This is a genomic window from Pseudomonas sp. NPDC089547 (assembly GCF_050280665.1).
In the GTDB taxonomy this organism is placed as follows: domain Bacteria; phylum Pseudomonadota; class Gammaproteobacteria; order Pseudomonadales; family Pseudomonadaceae; genus Aquipseudomonas.
Map to the genome: position 1 here is coordinate 1 of NZ_JBNNVS010000055.1, position 20,258 is coordinate 20,258.

19 protein-coding genes are annotated in these 20,258 nt (G+C 63.4%); 14 read left to right on the forward strand and 5 right to left on the reverse strand.

Features of this window, described 5'->3' with window-relative positions; translation table 11 throughout:
* Positions 1 to 139 precede the first annotated feature (139 nt).
* The 3 genes from asd to ACQKPZ_RS24830 are packed head-to-tail and all read right to left on the reverse strand — an operon-like array spanning position 140 to position 3,402.
* The gene (asd, locus tag ACQKPZ_RS24820) at positions 140 to 1,003 is read right to left on the reverse strand and encodes an archaetidylserine decarboxylase (RefSeq protein WP_427543345.1); all 864 of its coding nucleotides are present in this window, start codon (positions 1,001 to 1,003) and stop codon (positions 140 to 142) included.
* 9 nt (positions 1,004 to 1,012) lie between these two features.
* Positions 1,013 to 1,822, reverse strand: coding sequence for a rhodanese-like domain-containing protein (locus ACQKPZ_RS24825; RefSeq protein WP_427543348.1), 810 nt, complete (start codon positions 1,820 to 1,822; stop codon positions 1,013 to 1,015).
* A 44-nt stretch (positions 1,823 to 1,866) separates the two neighbouring features.
* Positions 1,867 to 3,402, reverse strand: coding sequence for an HDOD domain-containing protein (locus tag ACQKPZ_RS24830; protein ID WP_427543351.1), 1,536 nt, complete (start codon positions 3,400 to 3,402; stop codon positions 1,867 to 1,869).
* A gap of 130 nt (positions 3,403 to 3,532) precedes the next feature.
* On the opposite strand from ACQKPZ_RS24830, the gene motA reads away from it, so the two are divergent.
* Positions 3,533 to 4,384, forward strand: a complete 852-nt coding sequence (gene motA, locus ACQKPZ_RS24835) for a flagellar motor stator protein MotA (RefSeq protein ID WP_016712329.1) — start codon at positions 3,533 to 3,535, stop codon at positions 4,382 to 4,384.
* Between the two features lie 3 nt (positions 4,385 to 4,387).
* Positions 4,388 to 5,419: a flagellar motor protein MotB gene (gene motB / locus ACQKPZ_RS24840; RefSeq protein WP_427543354.1), complete on the forward strand. Its 1,032-nt coding sequence runs from the start codon at positions 4,388 to 4,390 to the stop codon at positions 5,417 to 5,419.
* A gap of 166 nt (positions 5,420 to 5,585) precedes the next feature.
* Here motB and rsgA read toward each other — a convergent pair whose 3' ends face one another.
* Positions 5,586 to 6,617, reverse strand: coding sequence for a small ribosomal subunit biogenesis GTPase RsgA (gene rsgA, locus ACQKPZ_RS24845; protein WP_427543357.1), 1,032 nt, complete (start codon positions 6,615 to 6,617; stop codon positions 5,586 to 5,588).
* Positions 6,618 to 6,769: 152 nt separating this feature from the next.
* Between rsgA and orn the strand changes: the two genes are divergently transcribed.
* Both orn and ACQKPZ_RS24855 read left to right on the forward strand, forming a co-directional pair.
* A complete protein-coding gene (orn, locus tag ACQKPZ_RS24850; RefSeq protein WP_176683140.1) occupies positions 6,770 to 7,312 on the forward strand; it encodes an oligoribonuclease in 543 nt (180 codons plus the stop codon).
* Positions 7,313 to 7,403: 91 nt separating this feature from the next.
* Complete coding sequence (locus tag ACQKPZ_RS24855) at positions 7,404 to 8,015, forward strand: trimeric intracellular cation channel family protein (RefSeq protein ID WP_427543360.1); 612 nt, start codon at positions 7,404 to 7,406, stop codon at positions 8,013 to 8,015.
* Between the two features lie 145 nt (positions 8,016 to 8,160).
* Here the strand turns inward: ACQKPZ_RS24855 and queG are convergent, their stop codons facing one another.
* A complete protein-coding gene (gene queG, locus ACQKPZ_RS24860; protein ID WP_427543363.1) occupies positions 8,161 to 9,225 on the reverse strand; it encodes a tRNA epoxyqueuosine(34) reductase QueG in 1,065 nt (354 codons plus the stop codon).
* A 65-nt stretch (positions 9,226 to 9,290) separates the two neighbouring features.
* Here queG and ACQKPZ_RS24865 point away from each other — a divergent pair, with 65 nt between their 5' ends.
* The 10 genes from ACQKPZ_RS24865 to ACQKPZ_RS24910 all read left to right on the forward strand — a co-directional run bounded on the left by ACQKPZ_RS24865 (position 9,291) and on the right by ACQKPZ_RS24910 (position 20,221).
* Complete coding sequence (locus ACQKPZ_RS24865; RefSeq protein ID WP_427543366.1) at positions 9,291 to 10,151, forward strand: NAD(P)H-hydrate dehydratase; 861 nt, start codon at positions 9,291 to 9,293, stop codon at positions 10,149 to 10,151.
* A 2-nt stretch (positions 10,152 to 10,153) separates the two neighbouring features.
* Complete coding sequence (tsaE, locus tag ACQKPZ_RS24870) at positions 10,154 to 10,612, forward strand: tRNA (adenosine(37)-N6)-threonylcarbamoyltransferase complex ATPase subunit type 1 TsaE (protein WP_263298218.1); 459 nt, start codon at positions 10,154 to 10,156, stop codon at positions 10,610 to 10,612.
* Between the two features lie 11 nt (positions 10,613 to 10,623).
* Positions 10,624 to 12,054 (forward strand): N-acetylmuramoyl-L-alanine amidase, encoded by a 1,431-nt coding sequence (locus ACQKPZ_RS24875; protein WP_427543369.1) that lies wholly within the window; start codon positions 10,624 to 10,626, stop codon positions 12,052 to 12,054.
* On the forward strand, positions 12,051 to 13,949 hold the full coding sequence (gene mutL / locus ACQKPZ_RS24880) for a DNA mismatch repair endonuclease MutL (protein ID WP_427543372.1): 1,899 nt from the start codon (positions 12,051 to 12,053) through the stop codon (positions 13,947 to 13,949). Before ACQKPZ_RS24875 ends, mutL begins: the two co-directional genes overlap by 4 nt.
* A gap of 1 nt (position 13,950) precedes the next feature.
* Positions 13,951 to 14,922 carry a tRNA (adenosine(37)-N6)-dimethylallyltransferase MiaA gene (gene miaA, locus ACQKPZ_RS24885; protein WP_427543375.1) on the forward strand — a complete coding sequence of 324 codons (972 nt, stop codon included), beginning with the start codon at positions 13,951 to 13,953 and terminating at the stop codon, positions 14,920 to 14,922.
* A gap of 94 nt (positions 14,923 to 15,016) precedes the next feature.
* Entirely contained in the window at positions 15,017 to 15,277 is a 261-nt protein-coding gene (gene hfq, locus ACQKPZ_RS24890; protein WP_012274457.1) for an RNA chaperone Hfq, read from the forward strand.
* A 12-nt stretch (positions 15,278 to 15,289) separates the two neighbouring features.
* Positions 15,290 to 16,591: a ribosome rescue GTPase HflX gene (hflX, locus tag ACQKPZ_RS24895; protein WP_403197418.1), complete on the forward strand. Its 1,302-nt coding sequence runs from the start codon at positions 15,290 to 15,292 to the stop codon at positions 16,589 to 16,591.
* A 96-nt stretch (positions 16,592 to 16,687) separates the two neighbouring features.
* Positions 16,688 to 17,863, forward strand: a complete 1,176-nt coding sequence (hflK, locus tag ACQKPZ_RS24900) for an FtsH protease activity modulator HflK (protein ID WP_427543378.1) — start codon at positions 16,688 to 16,690, stop codon at positions 17,861 to 17,863.
* Entirely contained in the window at positions 17,863 to 18,732 is an 870-nt protein-coding gene (hflC, locus tag ACQKPZ_RS24905) for a protease modulator HflC (protein WP_201202881.1), read from the forward strand. Before hflK ends, hflC begins: the two co-directional genes overlap by 1 nt.
* A 301-nt stretch (positions 18,733 to 19,033) precedes the next feature.
* Positions 19,034 to 20,221 carry an ATP phosphoribosyltransferase regulatory subunit gene (locus ACQKPZ_RS24910; RefSeq protein ID WP_427543381.1) on the forward strand — a complete coding sequence of 396 codons (1,188 nt, stop codon included), beginning with the start codon at positions 19,034 to 19,036 and terminating at the stop codon, positions 20,219 to 20,221.
* Positions 20,222 to 20,258 lie beyond the last annotated feature (37 nt).

Here is a 20,258-nt window from a genome sequence, read left to right on the forward strand (position 1 = left end):
GAACGCCGGTTTGTTGATGTGTTTGCTCGCACGAACATCATCCATCAAACCGGCGTTCTTGTTTCTGTCTTTCCCGGGATTCCGTGAAGAACCAATAAAAAGGCCCTGCATATGCAGGGCCTTTTTCATATGGCGCGAATCAAGCGTGTTCAGGCGCCGCCAACAGCTGCCCCATGCGCACCGCGGAGCCGGCACCCAGGTTCTCAGCCCATTTCACCTGCTCCGGCCCGAACAGCACGATGGCGGTCGAGCCCAGCTTGAAGCGGCCCAGCTCGGCACCTTTCTCCAGGTGGATCGGCGCACGGCTGGCTTCGTCATAATGGAAGGTCTTCAGCTCACGCTTGGGCGGTGTGACCAGCCCGGCCCACACGGTTTCGATCGAAGCCACGATCATCGCCCCCACCAGCACCACGGCCATCGGCCCGCGCTCGGTGTCGAACAGGCAGACTACGCGCTCGTTGCGGGCGAACAGCTCTGGAACGTTCTCTGCGGTGGTCTGGTTGACCGAGAACAGGCGGCCAGGCACATAGACCATTTCGCGCAGGGTACCGGCCAGCGGCATGTGCACGCGGTGGTAGTCCTTGGGCGACAGGTAGATGGTGGCAAACTCGCCGCCCATGAACGGTGCGGCCATGGCCGGGTCACCGCCCAGCAGCTCTTGCGCGCTGAAACCGTGGCCCTTGGCCTGGAAGATGCGGCCATGCTCGATCGGGCCGAGTTGGCTTACAGCGCCGTCGGCCGGGCACAGGATGGCGCCCGGCGTTTCGTCCAGTGGGCGGGCACCTGGCTTCAGGGCGCGGGTGAAGAACGCATTGAAGTGCTCGTAGGCACTCAAGTCCTCGACCAGGGCCTCGGACATGTTCACCTGGTAACGCTTGGCGAACCAGGCGGTGAAGGCATTCTTGAACCAGCGCGCGCGGCACTCGGCAATGCAGCCGGCCAGTCGCGACAGCAGGTGGTGCGGCAGCAGGTACTGGCTGATGATGAACAGACGGGATTTCATGCAGGTTCCTTAAACTTCTACAGGCGTGTCCGGGTGGTTGCCCCATTCGCTCCACGAGCCGGCATAGGCCTTGACGCGTGGGTAACCGAGGGCCTTGGCCACCAGATAAGTGAAACCGGAGCGGCGATGGGTCTGGCAGTGGGTAATCACTTCCTTGTCAGGGGTGATGCCCAGTTGCTCAAGGACCTGTTTGATGTCCTTGCGGATGCGCAGGTGGTCGTTGAGGTCCATGCCGGCGGTCCACTCGAAGTTGATCGCGCCGGGGATGTGGCCCCCCTTGGCAGCCAGCACCTTTTCGCCGCTGAACTCCTGCGGGCCGCGCGCGTCCCAGATGACCAGGTCATCGGCGCCCAGGCGGCTTTGCAGGTATTCGCGGGTGGCGGTGGGTGCGCTGTCGATATGCAGGTGCACCGGGGTGTTGCCGTTGGCGGGCACCTCGGTGCCCAGCTTGTCAGCTGGCCAGGCCTGGATGCCGCCGTTGAGGTAGTGGTAATGCTTATGGCCGATCACGTCGAGCAGCCAGATGAAACGCCCGGCCCAGCCGCCGCCTTCATCGTCATACACCACATACACGGCGTCGCTGCGGTGGCCGAGTTCGCTGAACAGTTTTTCCAGGTCGCCCAGGGCCGGCAGCAGGCCGGGCGCGGGAGGCTGGCCAAGCTGGGTACGCTTGCCTTCGACAAAGCGTGCGCCGGGGATATGCCCGCTGACGTAGCGGTTGGCGCTGCTCAGGTCGACCAGGATCAGCTGTGGCGAATCCAGGCGTGGCAGCAGGTCCGCGGCTTCGATTACCAGGGGCAGGCCGGAAAAGTCAGTCATCCACGGTCTCCAGTGTGGAAAGAGGGGCGATTGTAGCGCAAGGCTCAGCCCTTGCGGTTGGCAAACACCGACAGCGCCCGCTCGGTGCATTGCGCGGTCTTGCCGAAGGCTTGGACGCTGATATCGGCCAATGGCCGGCAGCCTTGGTCAGCCACCATCAGCATCAGGACCTGGTCGTTTACCGCCAGCGAGCGCAGCAGCACGTGCTCGCTGCGGAACAAGGCACGCAGAGGCGCCGGTAGCAGTGCCGAGAACTGGGTGTGGTTCTGCGGGGTGATGCGCAATTGCCCGGCCTGGGACAGCAGTTTTTGCAGCAGTTTGTTCTGCGATACCTGCAGGGCCAGGGCCCCTGCCTCTTTGGGCAGGCCGGCGGCCTGCTGCACACGCAGGTAGTCGCTGGCCTTGTCCAGGCTCAGCAGCATGATGCGTTGCATGCCGCAGGCCAGCAGGGCTTCGAGGGCCTGGGTGGCCAGGTGCACGGTGTTGGTAAACGGGCTGGGCTGGGCCAACAGGTCCTGGCACAGCTTGCGCCAGCGCGCCAGGTCGTCGCTGCTGGGCGGCGGCGGGGCCAGCATGTCCGGGTGCGGGCGGCGCTGGTGCCAGGGCCAGATCAGCGCTTCGGCCGGGTGGAACAGGGCATGCCGGGCGTGGCGGCGGGCGCTGGCGGCTGCTTGCTGGTGCACTTGCTGCTGCACGTCTTCCAGCGACGTCTGCAGGTACAGCGCGGTCAGCAGTTGCCAGCGCAGCAAATGCGGGTTGTCCCAGCCAACCTGTGCGGCCAGGGCCAGGTTGTTGGCCAGCAGCACGGTATTGGCCGGCTGGTTGAACCAGCGGCGCAGGCCGGGCTCGGCGTCCAGGCGATGCTGCTGGCTGAGCAGGTCTTCGTCGCGGGCGATGTTCAGTACCAGGGCCAGTTGTTCGCGTTCTTCCAGCAGCAGGCGGTAACCCTGAGTCACCCACTGGGGCAGGCGCCAGTACTCTGCCATGGTCTGACACAGCGCCATGATGCGCACGCCAAACAACTCTTCCTCCACATGGGCGGCGTCCTCGCCTTTGTGGATAACCCGCAGCTCCCAGGTGTCGAGCAGTTTGGGGTAAGCCAGTGCCAGCGGCCACAGGGGCGACAGGAACAGCAGGCTGCCCCAGTGAATTTCCTGCCACAGCCGTGCCAGTCGGCTGGCGAACAGGCCGCTGGCCTGCTGCGAAGCGTGCTGGCTGATCAGCTGGAACTGGCTGAGCACCGGCGGGATTTCTTCGGTGGGCATCGAGGGCAGGCGTTTCAGCAACTGTTCGGTGCGCGCCAGGCCCAGGCGGTTCAGGGCAACTTCCAGGCTTTCGGCGGGCTCGGCCTGGCTGGCATTGGTGGGGTGGTTGGCTTCGCGCATCACCGACAGCACCAGTGCCGGGCTATCCTGCATCAGTTCGGCGATATCGCGCAGCGAGCGGCGGCTATCGTTAATGGCGGCCATGACCCGGTCGTAGCTGTGCTTCGGCACGGGGATGCGAACACTCTCTAGCAGCTTTACCCAGGCCTCTAGCGTACGCGGGGGCTGAGCGGGCACCTTGGTTTCAATTGGCATTTTGACATCAGTCCGAACTGGCTTTTCGCAATGAGTGGCTATAGTCTGGCGCAGTTCTGCCGATAAGTAGAAGAAGAGTTTTAAAGCTCCCGTCTCTTCCCTTGACCACGACAGCAAGTGCTTTGAACCTATGGCTAAAATTATCGGCATCATCGTCGTATTCGCGAGCGTGCTCGGCGGGTACGTGCTCTCCCACGGCAAGATCGCAGCGCTGATCCAGCCGTTCGAAGTACTGATCATCGGCGGTGCGGCCTTTGGTGCATTCCTGCAGGCCAACCCTGGCCACATGACCATGCACGTCATCAAGAAGTCGATGAAGATGTTCGGCTCGCGCTTCACCCACGCCTACTACCTGGAGGTGCTGGGCCTGGTGTACGAGATCCTCAACAAAAGCCGTCGCGAAGGCATGATGGCTATCGAGGCCGACATCGAGGACGCAGCAGCCAGCCCGATCTTCGCCAAGTACCCCACCGTGCTGGCCGATGAGCGCATGACAGCGTTTGTCTGCGACTACCTGCGCATCATGTCTACCGGCAACATGGCTCCGCACGAGCTTGAAGGCCTGTTCGACATGGAACTGCTGAGCATGAAGGAAGAGCTGGAGCACCCGTCCCATGCGGTGACCGGCATCGCCGACGGCATGCCCGGTTTTGGTATCGTCGCGGCGGTACTGGGTATCGTGGTGACCATGGCCTCGCTCGGCGAAGGCGACCAGGCGGCCATTGGCATGCACGTAGGTGCGGCGTTGGTCGGTACCTTCTTCGGTATCCTGGCGGCCTACGGCTTCTTCGGCCCGCTGGCCAAGTGCCTGGAGCACGATGCCAAGGAAGAACTGAACCTTTACGAGTCGATCAAGGCTTCGCTGGTTGCCTCGGCCTCGGGCATGCCGCCTTCGCTGGCGGTCGAGTTCGGGCGCAAGGTGCTGTACCCCAAGCACCGCCCAAGCTTCTCCGAGCTGGAACAAGCGGTTCGCGGTCGCTGAGTCATGGAGAACAATCAGCCCATCATCGTCAAGCGCGTCAAGCGCTTTGGCGGCGGCCACCACGGCGGCGCCTGGAAAATCGCCTTCGCCGACTTTGCCACGGCAATGATGGCGTTCTTCCTGGTGCTGTGGTTGATGTCCACCGCCACGCCGGAGCAGAAGATCGCCATTGCCGGTTATTTCAAGGACCCGATCGGGTTCTCTGAAAGCGGCACGCCGTATGTCATCGATCTGGGCGGGTCGCCTGAGCTGGCGCCGGAAAAGACCATCAACCCTGAAGTGAAGTCCGAGCCGACACCCGACACCACCGTCGAGCTGAACAAGGACCAGGTCGAGACCATGGCCGAGCAGGTCGAGCGCGAACGCCTGGAACTGTTGCTGCAGGAACTGCAGAACAAGGTGGAAGAGAACCCGCAACTGCAGAAGTTCAAGGACCAGATCCTGTTCGAGATCACCCAGGATGGCTTGCGTATCCAGATCATGGATGCCGAGAACCGGCCGATGTTCGACATCGGCAGCGCCCGCCTGCAACCGTACTTCGAAGACATCTTGCTGGCCATGGCCGACACCATCAAGGCCGTGCCGAACAAGATCAGCATCAGCGGCCACACCGATGCCAAGCCGTATTCCGGCGCGGGCGAGTTCGGCAATTGGGAGCTGTCGGCCAACCGGGCCAACGCCGCACGCCGTGCGCTGGTGGCCGGTGGTTACCCGGACGGGCAGGTGGCGCGGGTGGTGGGCTACGCTTCGTCGTCGCTGTTCGACCGCAAGGACCCGTTCAACCCGGTCAACCGCCGTATCGACATCATCGTGCTGACCAAGAAGGCGCAGCGTAACATCGAGGGTGAACAGGGGGCGCCGGAGGCTCCCGCCGCCGAGCCTGCTGCGCCAGGGGGTTCGGCACCGGCGGCGCCAGCTGTGCCGGGTGCGGGTGCCGAAACCGAGCAAGCGCCGATGCAGCCGCGTGAACTGCGCCAGAAGCTGAACATCTTCGAAGATGGCACGCTGAAGATGGATGAGGCCAAGGAGCAGTAGTAGTTTCCCTGTCTTGCGCGGTTCAGTGTAGGAGCGGCCTTGTGTCGCGAAAGGGCCGCGCAGCGGCCCCAGATGTAAGCGCTTGTGCATGAATTCCCGGGGCCGCTTTGCGGCCCTTTCGCGACACAAGGCCGCTCCTACAAGGACCGCGTACTGCTTCCAACGGTCAGTAGCTGTCTTGCGTCAGGCTGGCAATGATCGAGCGGTAGCTGTTCATCCGCTGTGGCTTGATGCGCCCCTCGTCCAGTGCCTTGAGCAGTGCACAGCCCGGTTCGCGGTCATGCTTGCAATCGCGGAAGCGGCAAGTGCCGAACAGGTCGCGGAACTCGATGAAGCCGTCTTCCACATCGTCGCGGCTGACGTGACCAAGACCAAACTCGCGGATGCCCGGGGAGTCGATCAGGTCGCCGCCGTTGGGGAAGTGGTACAGCCGCGCCGTGGTGGTGGTATGCGTACCCTGGCCAGACCATTCCGACAGGTCGCCGACGCGGGTGCCGGCGTCCGGCAGCAGGCTGTTGACCAGCGACGACTTGCCCACCCCCGACTGGCCGACGAATACGCTGATGTGGCCGTCGAGTTGCTGTTGCAGGCGCTGCATGCCGTCACCGTGGTGCGCCGATACCTCCAGCAGCGGGTAGCCCAGCTCGCGGTAAACCTCCAGCAACGCATGCAGGCCAGGGCCGTTTTCGTCGTTGACCAAGTCGGCCTTGTTCAGCAGCAACAGCGGGCGCAAGCCCGCGTGCTCGGCCGCTACCAGGTAGCGGTCGATCAGGTTCGGGTGCGGCTCCGGGGCCGGGGCGAACACGATCACGATCAGGTCGACGTTGGCTGCCACGGGCTTGAGCTGGCCGTGGTTGTTTGGCCGGCACAGTTCGGTGCTGCGCGGCATCTGCGCCACGATCACGCCAATGCCCTGGTTGCCTGCACGCCATACCACGCGGTCACCGGTGACCAGTGCCGGCAGGTTGGCGCGCAAGTGGCAGCGGAACACCTGGCCTGCAGTTTCGCCGTCCTGGGCCTCAACCTCTACCTGCACACCGAAGTGCGCAATTACCAGGCCCAGTTGCTCTGGCCCCAGGTCACCACCTTCCAGTTCCTGCAGCGCATGCTGCTCGCGTTTGGCGGCGCGAGCAGCGCGCTCGCCCTGGATTTTTTCGATCCGCCAGTTCTGGCGGCGATTGAGCTGGCGTTTGGCCATGAAGGTACCGTGAGAGAGGCCCAAGGTGGGGCATTGAAAACGGCAGGCAGTTTAGCACGCCAGGCGCTGGACTATTCCGCTTACCTTTGTGTGGTGAATGGGCGTGCCATGACCACTAGGCTAATATGACGGGCTATACGAGGAGCCCCTGCATGCAAAACCCACAGAACCTGATCTGGATCGACCTGGAAATGACCGGCCTGGATCCGGACAGCGACGTCATTATCGAGATGGCCACCATTGTCACCGACAGCGAGCTGAACACCCTGGCCGAAGGGCCGGTGATCGCCATTCATCACAGTGATGAAGTGTTGGCACGGATGGATGAATGGAACACCCGCACCCATGGGGCTTCAGGCCTGACCCAGCGTGTGCGCGAGAGCAAGGTCAGCATGGCTGAGGCTGAAGCGCAAACCATCGCCTTCCTCGAGCAGTGGGTGCCGAAGGGCAAGTCGCCGATCTGCGGCAACAGCATCTGCCAGGACCGCCGCTTCCTCTACCGCCACATGCGCAACCTGGAAAACTACTTCCACTACCGCAACCTGGATGTCTCCACGCTGAAGGAGCTGGCTGCGCGCTGGGCGCCGAACGTGCGTGACAGCTTCAAGAAGGGCAACACCCACCTGGCGCTGGACGATATCCGCGAATCGATCGCCGAGCTGCGCCATTACCGCGAGCACTTCATCAAGCTGTGATCCGAAACGGCGCAGATATTGTTTCTGCGCCCCCTTTTGGTGCCTTGGGCAACTGGTTAGACTGCGCGCCTTTCTCGCACGGACCCGCGCCATGTTGTTGATGCTCTACCTTATCGCCATCACCGCCGAAGCCATGACTGGCGCATTGTCTGCCGGGCGCCGTGGCATGGACTGGTTTGGCGTGGTGCTGATTGCCTGCGTCACCGCCCTGGGTGGCGGCTCGGTGCGCGATGTGCTGCTGGGGCACTACCCGCTGACCTGGGTGAAGCACCCGGAGTACCTGGTGCTGACCAGTTGTGCGGCGCTGCTGACCATTTTCATTGCGCCGATGATGCGCCGCCTGCGCTCACTGTTCCTGGTACTCGATGCCTTGGGGTTGGTGGCCTTTACCCTGATTGGCTGCATGACCGCTCTGGAGATGGGGCAGGGCATGCTGGTGGCGTCGATCAGCGGGGTAATCACCGGGGTGTTTGGCGGGATCTTGCGGGATATCTTCTGTAACGACATTCCCCTGGTGTTCCGCCGCGAGCTGTATGCCAGCGTGTCGTTTGCGGCAGCGTGGTTCTACCTGGGGTGCGTGTCCTTCAAGGTGCCGGCGGAGCAGGCCATGCTGCTGACTTTGTTTGGCGGGTTTTTGGTGCGCTTGCTGGCGATCCGCTTCCACTGGGAAATGCCCAAGTTCCACTACAACGACCAGCAGTGAACTTACGCGGTCAGTTGTAGGAGCGGCCTTGTGTCGCGAAAGGGCTGCGAAGCAGCCCCGGGATTTCAGCACAGATGCACAGATTGCCGGGGCTGCTTTGCAGCCCTTTCGCGACACAAGGCCGCTCCTACAGGGACTCGCGTGGCTACTGGGTGTTATGCCGGGCCAGCGCCCACTCCACGTGCTCGCGCACCAGCTCCGATTCATCCTCGCGCCGCGCCTTCAGCGCCTCGATCACTGGGATTGTCGACGGCGCATTGCCCAACCCCACCGCCAGGTTGCGCAAGAACCGCTCATACCCCGCCCGCCGCAACGGCCCGCCCTCGGTCTTGCGCAGGAAGGTACGCTCATCCCACAGGAACATTTCCGCCAACTCGGCATTCTCCAGCCCATGCCGTGGCTGGAAATCCTGCTCCTGGCTGTGCTTGGCAAAGCGGTTCCACGGGCAGACGATCTGGCAGTCATCGCAACCGAACACCCGGTTGCCCATCATTGCGCGCAACTCGACAGGGATCGCGCCCTTCAACTCGATGGTCAGGTACGAGATGCAACGCCGGGCATCCAGCACATAAGGCCCGACAAACGCCTGTGTCGGGCAGATGTCCAGGCAGGCCTGGCAGCGGCCGCAATGTTCACTGGTAGTGGCTTCGTCCACCGGGATCGGCAGGTCGACAAACAGCTCGGCAAGGAAGAAGTAACTGCCCGCCTTGCGGTTGAGCAACAAGGTGTTCTTGCCGATCCAGCCCAACCCGGCCTGCTCGGCCAAGGCCTTTTCCAGCACCGGGGCGCTGTCGACAAATGCGCGGTAACCAAACGGACCGATGGCTTCCTGAATGCGGTCGGCCAGGAACTGCACGCGCTTGCGCACCAGCTTGTGGTAGTCACGGCCCAGCGCATAGCGCGAAATGTAGGCTTTTTCCGGCTGTGCCAGGCGTTGTGCCATCTGCGTGTCGCCGGGCAGGTAGTCCATGCGCAGCGACACCACTCGCACGGTGCCGGGGATCAGCTGATCGGGGTGCGAGCGCTTGCTGCCATGCGTGCCCAGGTACTCCATTTCGCCTTGGTAGCCAGCATCGAGCCAGCGTTGCAGGTGGTGTTCATGTTCGCCAAGGTCGACCCCGGCGATGCCAACGTGGGCAAAACCGAGTTCTTGGCCCCAAATCTTGATCGATTGGGCCAGTTGGGCGAGGTCAGGCGTGCAGACGGACATGGATGGGCAAGGCAATACGGGCTCAGGTGCGTATAATTCTGCCAGACATTGGAGCCTTTGACCCCATGCCGCAGACCAAACACCCCGGCAATGCCCCGCAACTGCTCAGCAGCGTGACCGTCGCGCACCTGCCGGCCCGGCATGCGCATGCCCATAAAGGCGACTTTGGCCATGTGCTGCTGGTGGGTGGCGACCTTGGCACTGGCGGTGCTGTGCTGCTTGGCGCCGAAGCCGCGCTGCGTTGCGGTGCCGGGCTGGTCAGCGTGGCAACCCGGCCCGAGCACGTCACGGCCAGCCTGGCGCGCTTGCCCGAGGTGATGTGCCTGGGCGCCAGTTCGGCCAACCAGCTGATGGCTGTACTGGAGCGTGCCACGGTGCTGGTAGTTGGCCCGGGGCTGGGGCAGGCGGCGTGGGGCCGCAGCCTGCTGTCGGCAGTGGCCAATGCCGGGCGCCCCCAGGTGTGGGACGCCGATGCCCTGAATTTGTTGGCGCGTACCCCATTGGCCCTGCCCAGTGGCAGCATCCTCACCCCGCACCCGGGCGAGGCGGCGCGGCTGCTGGGCATTTCCACCGAGGCTGTGCAGGCCGATCGCCCTGGCGCCGCGCGCAAGCTGGCGCGCCGGTATAACAGCGTTTGCGTGTTGAAAGGGGCTGGCACCCTGGTGGCCGACCCGGCCGGGCAGTTGGTGGTGTGCGGGCGGGGCCACCCGGCGATGGCCGGTGCCGGCTTTGGCGATGTGCTGACTGGCGTGTTGGCCGCGTTGTTGGCTCAGGGGCTGGATGCCTGGCAGGCCGCCGGGCTGGGGGTGTGGTTGCACGCCTGTGCGGGCGAGCGGCTGGGTGTGAAAGGTAGAGGCCTGGCGGCCAGTGATCTGGTGCCGGTCATTCGTGAGTTGTTGGAGGAGCATTCTGCGTGTCTGGCTTAAATCTGTTTCTGGCCGATGAAGCGGCTACGGTCGACTTCGGTGCAAAAATGGCCGAGGTGACCGGCGGTCGCGGCGTGATCTTTCTTGAAGGTGACCTGGGCGCTGGCAAGACTACGCTTTCCCGTGGGCTGATCCGCGGCCTGGGCCATACAGGGGCAGTGAAAAGCCCGACCTTCACCGTGGTCGAACCCTACGAAATCGGTGAGGTCCGAGCATTCCACTTCGACCTGTATCGACTGGTCGATCCGGAAGAGCTGGAGTTCATGGGGATTCGTGACTATTTCGAGGGCGACCCGCTGTGCCTGTTCGAGTGGCCACAAAAGGGTGCGGGCGTTTTGCCAAAGCCGGACCTGACCATTACCATAAGCCCCCAAGCGGGCGGACGCTCGCTGATCCTTTCGCCGCAGGGGGCTCGCGGCGAGGCCTGGTGCGTGGCACTGGCCAAACACTATAAACAGTAAGTGGGGTAGGTATGCGCATACGCGCACTGGTCGCCATCGTTGGGCTGCTGCTGACAACGGTGACCGTTGACGCTCTGGCCGTCACTCAAGTCAAGAGCGTGCGCCTGTGGCGTGCGCCAGACAACACGCGGCTGGTCTTCGACCTTTCCGGCCCCGTGCAGCATAGCGTCTTCACCCTGAGCGCGCCGGATCGCCTGGTTATCGACATCAATGGCGCGACCCTGGCCGCGCCGTTGAACGTGGCCACCTCCAACACACCGATCAGCAGCGTGCGTTCGGCCCAGCGTACCCCGACTGACTTGCGGGTGGTGGTCGACCTGAAAAAGTCGGTCACCCCGAAAAGCTTCACCCTGGCGCCGAATGCCCAGTACGGCAACCGCCTGGTGGTCGACCTGTACGACCAGGAAGCCGACGCCATTGCGGCCAGCGCGCCGCCACCGGCCCCGACGCCGGTGCAGACGCCTGCGACCACGCCGGCGGTGCCGGTAAGCCCGGCCCAACCCGCCATCAAGCTGCCGCCGGTACCTAGCGGCAAGCGTGACATCGTGGTTGCCATCGATGCTGGCCACGGCGGCGAAGACCCGGGTGCTTCCGGCTCGCGCGGCCAGCACGAAAAAGACATCGTGCTGCAGATCGCCAAGGAGCTGCAGCGCCAGATCAACAGCGAAAAAGGCTTCCGGGCCGAGCTGACCCGTACTGGCGACTACTTCATTCCGCTGCGCAAACGCACGGAAATCGCCCGCAAGAAGGGTGCTGACCTGTTCATCTCGATCCATGCCGACGCCGCGCCGTCGCGGGCTGCGTTTGGTGCCTCGGTGTTCGCCCTGTCCGACCGTGGCGCCACCTCCGAGACCGCACGCTGGCTGGCCGACACGGAAAACCGTTCCGACTTGATCGGTGGTGCGGGTAACGTCAGCCTCGATGACAAGGACCGCATGCTCGCCGGCGTGTTGCTTGACCTGTCGATGACCGCCACGCTCAGTTCCAGCCTCAACGTGGGGCAGAAGGTGCTCGGCAACATGGGCCGTGTCACCTCGCTGCACAAGCAACGTGTGGAACAGGCGGGCTTCATGGTGCTGAAGTCGCCGGACATTCCGTCGATCCTGGTTGAAACCGGGTTCATCTCGAACAACAACGAAGCCGCCAAGCTGGCTACCGCCAGCCATCAGCAGGCCTTGGCCCGTTCGATCCACACCGGCGTACGCCAGTACTTCCAGCAGAACCCGCCGCCTGGCACTTACATCGCCTGGCTGCGCGACACCGGCAAGATCGCCGCCGGCCCGCGTGAGCACACGGTACGCCCGGGCGAAACCCTGGCAATGCTTGCTGTGCGCTACCAGGTCAGTGTCGCCAGCCTGCGCAGCACCAACAGCCTCAAGACCGATGAGCTGAAGGTCGGCCAGCGCCTTGATATCCCTGCAACCACATTGGCCTCGCAATGAGTGGCGGTTCGCGCATCCAGCTGCTCAGCCCGCGGCTGGCCAACCAGATCGCCGCCGGCGAGGTCGTCGAGCGGCCGGCCTCTGTCGCCAAGGAGCTGCTGGAAAACAGCCTGGACTCCGGCGCCCGACGCATCGATGTGGAGGTGGAGCAGGGCGGCGTAAAGCTGCTGAAGGTGCGGGACGATGGCAGCGGTATTTCCGCCGACGACCTGCCGCTGGCCCTGGCCCGTCATGCCACCAGCAAGATTCGCGAGCTGGAAGACCTTGAAGGGGTGTTGAGCCTGGGTTTCCGCGGTGAGGCCCTGGCTTCGATCAGCTCGGTGGCGCGCCTTACCCTGACCTCGCGTACCGCCAGTGCCACAGAGGCCTGGCAGGTGGAAACCGAAGGCCGTGACATGCTCCCGCGGGTGCAGCCGGCGGCGCACCCGGTAGGTACTTCGGTGGAAGTGCGCGACCTGTTCTTCAATACGCCGGCGCGGCGCAAGTTCCTCAAGGCCGAGAAAACCGAATTCGATCACCTGCAGGAAGTCATCCGCCGGCTGGCGCTGGCGCGTTTCGATGTCGGCTTCCACTTGCGCCACAACGGCAAGAGCATCCTCAGCCTGCACGAGGCTCACGACGACACAGCGCGTGCCAGGCGGGTAGGCGCCATCTGCGGCCCAGGCTTCATGGAGCAGGCGCTGCCGATTGACGTCGAGCGCAACGGCCTGCGCCTGTGGGGCTGGGTCGGCCTGCCGACGTTCTCGCGCAGTCAGGCAGACTTGCAGTACTTCTTCGTCAATGGCCGTGCGGTGCGCGACAAGCTGGTCGCCCACGCCGTGCGCCAGGCCTACCGTGACGTGCTGTTCAATGGCCGGCACCCCACCTTCGTGCTGTTCCTGGAGCTGGAACCCAACGGCGTCGACGTCAACGTGCACCCGACCAAGCACGAAGTGCGCTTCCGTGAAGGGCGCTCCGTGCACGATTTCCTGTACGGCACCCTGCACCGTGCGCTGGCCGATGTACGCCCGGAAGACCAGCTGGCCGCGCCGGCCGCGGTGCCAGAGGCCATCCGCCCCACTGGCCAGCAGGCCGGTGAATTCGGCCCGCAGGGCGAAATGCGCCTGGCCTCACCGGTGCTTGAGCAGCCTCGTGCCCCGCAGCAGTCGTTCTCCAATGGCGGCAGTGGTGCGGGCTACCAGTATCAGTACACGCCACGCCCGTCGCAGCCGGTGCCGGCTGCCGAAGCGCAGGCGGTGTATCGCGAGTTCTACAAACCGTTGGAAAACGGTGCGGTGCCGGCGACGGCCCTTCCCGAAAGCCAGGGTGACATTCCGCCGCTGGGCTACGCGCTGGCGCAGCTCAAGGGCATCTACATCCTGGCCGAGAATGCCGTTGGCCTGGTGGTGGTGGACATGCATGCCGCGCACGAGCGCATCATGTACGAGCGCCTCAAGGTGGCCATGGCCAGTGAAGGCCTTAGCGGCCAACCGCTGCTGGTGCCTGAGACCCTGGCCTTGAGCCAGCGTGAAGCGGACTGCGCCGAAGAACATGCGCAGTGGTTCCAGCGCCTGGGCTTCGAGCTGCAACGCCTGGGCCCCGAGACCCTGGCGATCCGCCAGATCCCGGCCTTGCTCAAGCAGGCCGAGGCCAACCGCCTGGTGCATGACGTGCTCGCCGACCTGATGGAATACGGCACCAGTGACCGTATCCAGGCGCACCTGAACGAACTGCTCGGTACCATGGCTTGCCACGGTGCCGTGCGCGCCAACCGGCGCCTGGCCATTCCCGAAATGAATGCCTTGCTGCGCGACATGGAAAACACCGAGCGCAGTGGCCAGTGCAACCATGGCCGTCCCACCTGGACCCAGATGGGCCTGGACGATCTGGACAAACTCTTCCTGCGCGGTCGATGAAATGAGCGGCAAGCCCCCTGCAATATTCCTGATGGGCCCGACGGCGGCCGGCAAGACCGACCTGGCTATCGAACTGACCAAAGTGCTGCCCTGCGAGCTGATCAGTGTCGACTCGGCACTGGTCTATCGCGGCATGGATATCGGTTCGGCCAAACCGTCGAAAGAAATCCTCGCTGCCCACCCGCATCGGCTGATCGACATTCGTGATCCGGCCGAGAGCTATTCGGCCGCGCAGTTCCGTACCGATGCGCTGGAAGCCATGGCCGACATCACCACGCGTGGAAAGATCCCGCTACTGGTGGGCGGCACCATGCTCTATTACAAGGCGTTGATCGATGGCCTGGCGGACATGCCGGCTGCGGACGCTGCGGTACGCGCCGAGCTGGAAGCCCAGGCCGAAGCACTGGGCCTGGCCGAGCTGCACCGCCAACTGGCCGAGGTCGACCCGGTGTCGGCGGCGCGTATCCACCCCAATGACCCGCAGCGGTTGATCCGGGCGCTGGAGGTGTACCGGGTGAGTGGCGAGAGCATGACGGCCCATCGCCAACGTCAATTCGCGGAAAGTCGCGGCGCAGACGCAGGCGCTGACGGGCATTTGCCCTATACTGTCGCCAGTTTGGCGATTGCTCCTACAGATCGTCACATTTTGCATCAGCGAATTGCGTTACGATTTTCGCAGATGCTGGAACAGGGCTTCGTTGACGAGGTCCGATCGCTGCGAGCCAGAAGTGACTTGCACGCCGGGCTACCGTCTATACGGGCAGTGGGGTATCGGCAGGTCTGGGATTACCTGGACGGCAAGCTGACTGAGAATGAGATGCGTGAACGCGGTATCATTGCAACCAGGCAGTTGGCCAAGCGGCAGTTCACCTGGTTGCGTGGCTGGCCTGACGTACACTGGCTTGACAGCCTGGCCTGCGACAATCTGTCCCGCACCTTGAAATACCTTGGGGCCATCTCCATATTGAGCTGAGTCCCTGCTGATTGCCGTCTATTCTTGCGAAGGGGCGGCCTAATTTATCGATTTTATTGATTTTCTATTATTTATCCTTACAGGAGTGCGGCATATGTCAAAAGGGCATTCGCTACAAGACCCTTACTTGAACACCTTGAGAAAAGAAAAGGTCCCGGTTTCCATCTATCTGGTCAACGGCATCAAGTTGCAGGGTTCGATCGAATCGTTCGACCAGTTCGTGGTACTGCTGAAGAACACCGTCAGCCAGATGGTCTACAAGCACGCCATTTCGACCGTGGTACCGGCTCGTCCGGTCCGTCTGCCAAGCCCGACCGACGGCGAACACGGCGACAGCGAGCCAGGCAACGCCTGATAGGAGCCTGCATTGTTCTTTGAGCGCCACGGTGGTGGTGAGCGGGCGTTGCTCGTTCACTTGGAAGGTCATAACCCTGAGGCGCGCGAAGACCCGCAGGAGTTTCAGGAATTGGCATTGTCGGCCGGTGCCGACATCGTTTCGCTGGTCACGGTGACAAGGCATCAGCCTTCCGCCAAATACCTGATTGGCAGTGGCAAGGTCGAAGAGCTGCACGACCTGGTCCATGCCGAACAGGTAGACCTGGTGATTTTCAATCACACCCTCACGCCCAGTCAGGAGCGCAACCTCGAACGTGTGTTCGAGTGCCGTGTGCTTGACCGTACCGGGCTGATCCTCGATATCTTCGCCCAACGGGCGCGTACCCATGAAGGCAAGTTGCAGGTCGAACTGGCCCAGCTTGATCACATGAGCACGCGGCTGGTGCGCGGCTGGACTCACCTTGAGCGACAAAAAGGTGGTATCGGCCTGCGTGGCCCGGGTGAAACCCAGCTGGAAACCGACCGCCGCCTGCTGCGGGTGCGTATCCGCCAGATCAAGTCACGCCTGGAGAAAGTGCGCAGCCAGCGTGAGCAGGCGCGTCGCGGGCGCCAGCGCGCAGATATCCCCTCGGTGTCGCTGGTGGGCTATACCAACGCCGGCAAGTCCACGCTGTTCAACGCCCTGACCGAATCCGAGGTATACGCCGCGGACCAGCTGTTCGCCACCCTCGACCCGACCCTGCGCCGGCTCGAGCTCAACGACCTGGGCCCGATCGTGCTGGCCGACACCGTGGGTTTTATCCGCCACCTGCCGCACAAGCTGGTCGAGGCATTTCGGGCTACGCTCGAAGAGTCGAGCAACTCTGACCTGCTGGTGCATGTGATCGACGCCCATGAGCCCGAGCGCATGGAGCAGATCGAGCAGGTTCTGGCCGTATTGGGCGAGATTGGCGCCGAAGGCTTGCCGATCCTCGAGGTGTATAACAAACTCGACCTGCTTGAAGATGTCGAGCCGCAGATCCAGCGCAATGCCGATGGCAAGCCGGAGCGGGTCTGGGTATCGGCACGCGATGGGCGTGGCCTGGAGCTTGTAGGCCAGGCGATTGCCGAGTTGCTGGGGGACGATCTGTTTGTCGGTACCCTGTGCCTGGAGCAGCGTTTTGCCCGCTTGCGCGCGCAATTCTTTGCCTTGGGCGCGGTGCAGAGTGAAGAGCATGATGAAGAAGGGCGCAGCCTGCTGAGCGTGCGACTGCCCATGGTCGAACTGAATCGCCTGGTCAGTCGTGAAGGCATGGAGCCGCAAGTGTTTGTCGAGCAACACACTTTGCAATAAATGCCCGTCGAGGTCGCCGGGCAGCAGTGACAGGCATTCTGTAGCATTGGACGGCGCGCCGTGGGCGCGTCTTTGCTTTATCAGATGGAGAGCGCTATGGCTTGGAACGAGCCGGGTGGCAACTCGAACAATCAGGATCCCTGGGGCGGCCGCCGTGGTGGCGGTGGTGGTGACAAGAAAGGTCCGCCGGATCTGGACGAGGCCTTCCGCAAACTGCAGGACAGCCTCAATGGCATGTTCGGCGGCAGCAAGAAACGTGGCGGTGGTGACCGCAATGTCGGCAAGGGCGGTGGCCTGGGCCTGCTGGGCATAGGCCTGGCGGTGCTGGCTGCCATCTGGCTGTACAGCGCCGTGTACGTGGTCGACGAGCAGGAGCAGGCCGTGGTGCTGCGCTTCGGCAAGTACTATGAGACGGTCGGTCCCGGCCTGAACATCTACTTCCCGCCGCTCGATCGCAAGTACATGGAAAACGTCACGCGTGAGCGTGCCTACACCAAACAGGGCCAGATGCTGACCGAAGACGAGAACATCGTCGAGGTTCCGCTGACCGTCCAGTACAAGATCAGCAACCTGCAGGACTTCGTGCTTAACGTCGACCAGCCTGAGGTGAGCTTGCAGCACGCGACCGACAGTGCCCTGCGCCACGTGGTGGGTTCCACCTCGATGGACCAGGTGCTGACCGAAGGCCGTGAGCAGATGGCCGTGGATATCCGCGAACGCCTGCAGCGCTTCCTGGACAACTACCGTACCGGTATCACCGTTACCCAGGTCAACGTACAGAGCGCGGCAGCCCCGCGTGAAGTGCAGGAAGCCTTCGACGACGTGATCCGCGCCCGTGAAGACGAGCAGCGTGCCCGCAACCAGGCCGAGTCCTACGCCAATGGCGTGGTACCGGAAGCCCGTGGTCAGGCACAGCGCATCATCGAGGACGCCAACGGTTACCGCGACGAAGTCATCGCCCGCGCCAAGGGTGAGGCTGACCGCTTCACCAAGCTGCTGGGTGAGTATCGCAAGGCACCTGACGTGACCCGTCAGCGCCTGTACCTGGAGACCATGCAAGAGGTTTACAGCAACTCGAGCAAAGTCATGGTGGCAACCAAGGACGGGCAGAACAACCTGCTCTACCTGCCACTGGACAAGATGGTCGAAGGCAGCCGCAATACGTCCGCGCCAGCGACCAGCGTGTCGCCATCGGCCAACGATGCCGCCGCGCGTGCCGCGCAGGACCTGCAACAGCAACAGCAGCAGCTGCGTACTAGGGAGAGCCGCTGATGAGCAATAGATCGCTGATCGCCCTGATCGCCGCCGTGGTCCTGGCCATCGTGGCCTGGAACAGCTTCTACATCGTGTCCCAGACCGAGCGTGCAGTGATGCTGCGTTTCGGTAAGGTGGTCCAGGCAGATGTCCAGCCTGGCCTGCACGTGAAGATCCCGTACGTGAACCAGGTGCGCAAGTTCGACGCCCGCCTCATGACCCTCGACGCCCCGACCCAGCGGTTCCTGACCCTGGAGAAGAAAGCGGTGATGGTCGACGCCTACGCCAAGTGGCGCGTCAAGGATGCCGAACGCTTCTACACCGCCACCTCCGGCATGAAACAGATCGCCGACGAGCGTCTGTCGCGTCGTCTGGAAAGCGGCCTGCGTGACCAGTTCGGTAAACGTACCCTGCACGAGGTGGTATCCGGTGAACGTGACGCGCTGATGGCTGACATCACCGCATCGCTGAACCGCATGGCCAACAAGGAACTGGGTATCGAGGTGGTCGACGTGCGCGTCAAGGCCATCGACCTGCCGAAGGAAGTCAACCGCAGCGTGTTCGACCGCATGAGCACCGAGCGTGAGCGTGAAGCTCGCGAACACCGTGCCAAGGGTAACGAGCTGGCTGAAGGTATTCGTGCCGATGCCGACCGTCAGCGCCGCGTGCTGCTGGCCGAGGCCTATCGCGAAGCAGAAGAAACCCGCGGTGATGGTGACGCCCAGTCGGCTGCCATCTACGCCAAGGCCTTCACCCAGGACGCTGATTTCTATGCGTTCTACCGCAGCCTGCAGGCGTACCGCGAGAGCTTCTCGAGCAAGAGCGACGTGCTGGTCCTGGACCCGAAGAACGAGTTCTTCCGCTACCTGGACAAGAGCAGGCCGTGATGCTCAGGCCCTGATTTTCGTACAGCGGCGCCCCGCCTGGCAGCTAAAACACCAGGCGGGGTGCATCCTGAATGAAAAGGGGTGTATGATGAGGCAGCCGGGAAATTTCCCGGCTTTTTTGCGTCTGCAAGGTTGATTGGCAAAGCGCCAGTTGACGGTTTGGTCAGCTCGCAAGGCAATTCGAGGGTATCGGGTACGGTGGCTGCGCTGGGATCAGTGCTGCCCGCTGCTGTGCGCGATACCGGCTTTACTGACGGCTCGCCTGCTGGCAAGCCGCCCGGACCAGAGGGGAAATGGCGTAATGGCAACGGTAGACCGCTGGCTGCTGCCAGATGGCATCGAGGAAGTACTGCCACCTGAGGCTGCGCGCATCGAAATCGCGCGCCGCCAGGTGTTGGACCTGTTCCAGAGTTGGGGCTACGAGCTGGTCGTCACCCCGCATATCGAGTACCTGGAGTCGCTGCTCACCGGCGCCGGCCAGGACCTGGATCAGCGCACCTTCAAGGTGGTGGACCCGCAGTCCGGCCGCCTGATGGGCTTCCGCGCCGACTTCACCCCGCAGGTGGCGCGTATCGACGCCCACACCCTGCGCCGTGAAGGCCCGAGCCGCCTGTGCTATGCCGGTAGCGTGCTGCACGCCCAGCCGCGTGCGCTGTCTACCTCGCGCAGCCCGATTCAGCTGGGTGCCGAGCTGTACGGTGATGCCAGCCCGACCAGCGACGTGGAAGTCATCAGCTTGATGCTGGCCACGTTGCAACTGGCCGATGTGCCGGATGTGCATATGGACCTGGGCCACGTCGGTATCTACCGCGGCCTGGCCCGCGCTGCCGGCCTGTCGGGTGCGGTCGAACAGCAGCTGTTCGACGCCATGCAGCGCAAGGCCGTAGATGAAGTGCAGGCGCTGACGGCGGACCTGCCGAAAGACCTGGGCAACATGCTGCGCGCCTTGGTCGAGTTGTGCGGTGGCCGTGAAGTGCTGGCCGAAGCCCGCGTGCGCCTGGGCCGTGCCCCGGCCGGCGTGCTGGCTGCGCTGGACGACCTGCTGTCGATCGCTGACCGCCTGGCGTCGCGCTACCCGGACCTGCCGCTGTATTTCGACCTGGGCGAGCTGCGCGGTTACCACTATCACACCGGCGTTGTGTTCGCGGTGTTCGTGCCGGGCGAAGGTCAATCGATCGCCCAGGGCGGGCGCTACGACGACATCGGCGCCGACTTTGGCCGGGCGCGCCCGGCCACCGGTTTCTCCACGGATTTGAAGACCCTGGTCACACTGGGGCGAGCGGAGGTCGTATTGCCAACTGGCGGCATCTGGATGCCGGACAGTGGCGACGCGGCCCTCTGGCAGCAAGTCTGCCAGTTGCGCAACGAGGGCCAGCGTGTGGTCCAGGCTTTGCCTGGCCAGCCGTTGAGTGCTGCTCTCGAGGCGGATTGTGATCGGCAATTGATTCAGCAAGACGGGCGCTGGCAGGTTCTGCCGCTGGCCCAGTGAGTTTCTGCGTCGGCAGTAGGCCGGCAACCAAGTTTGC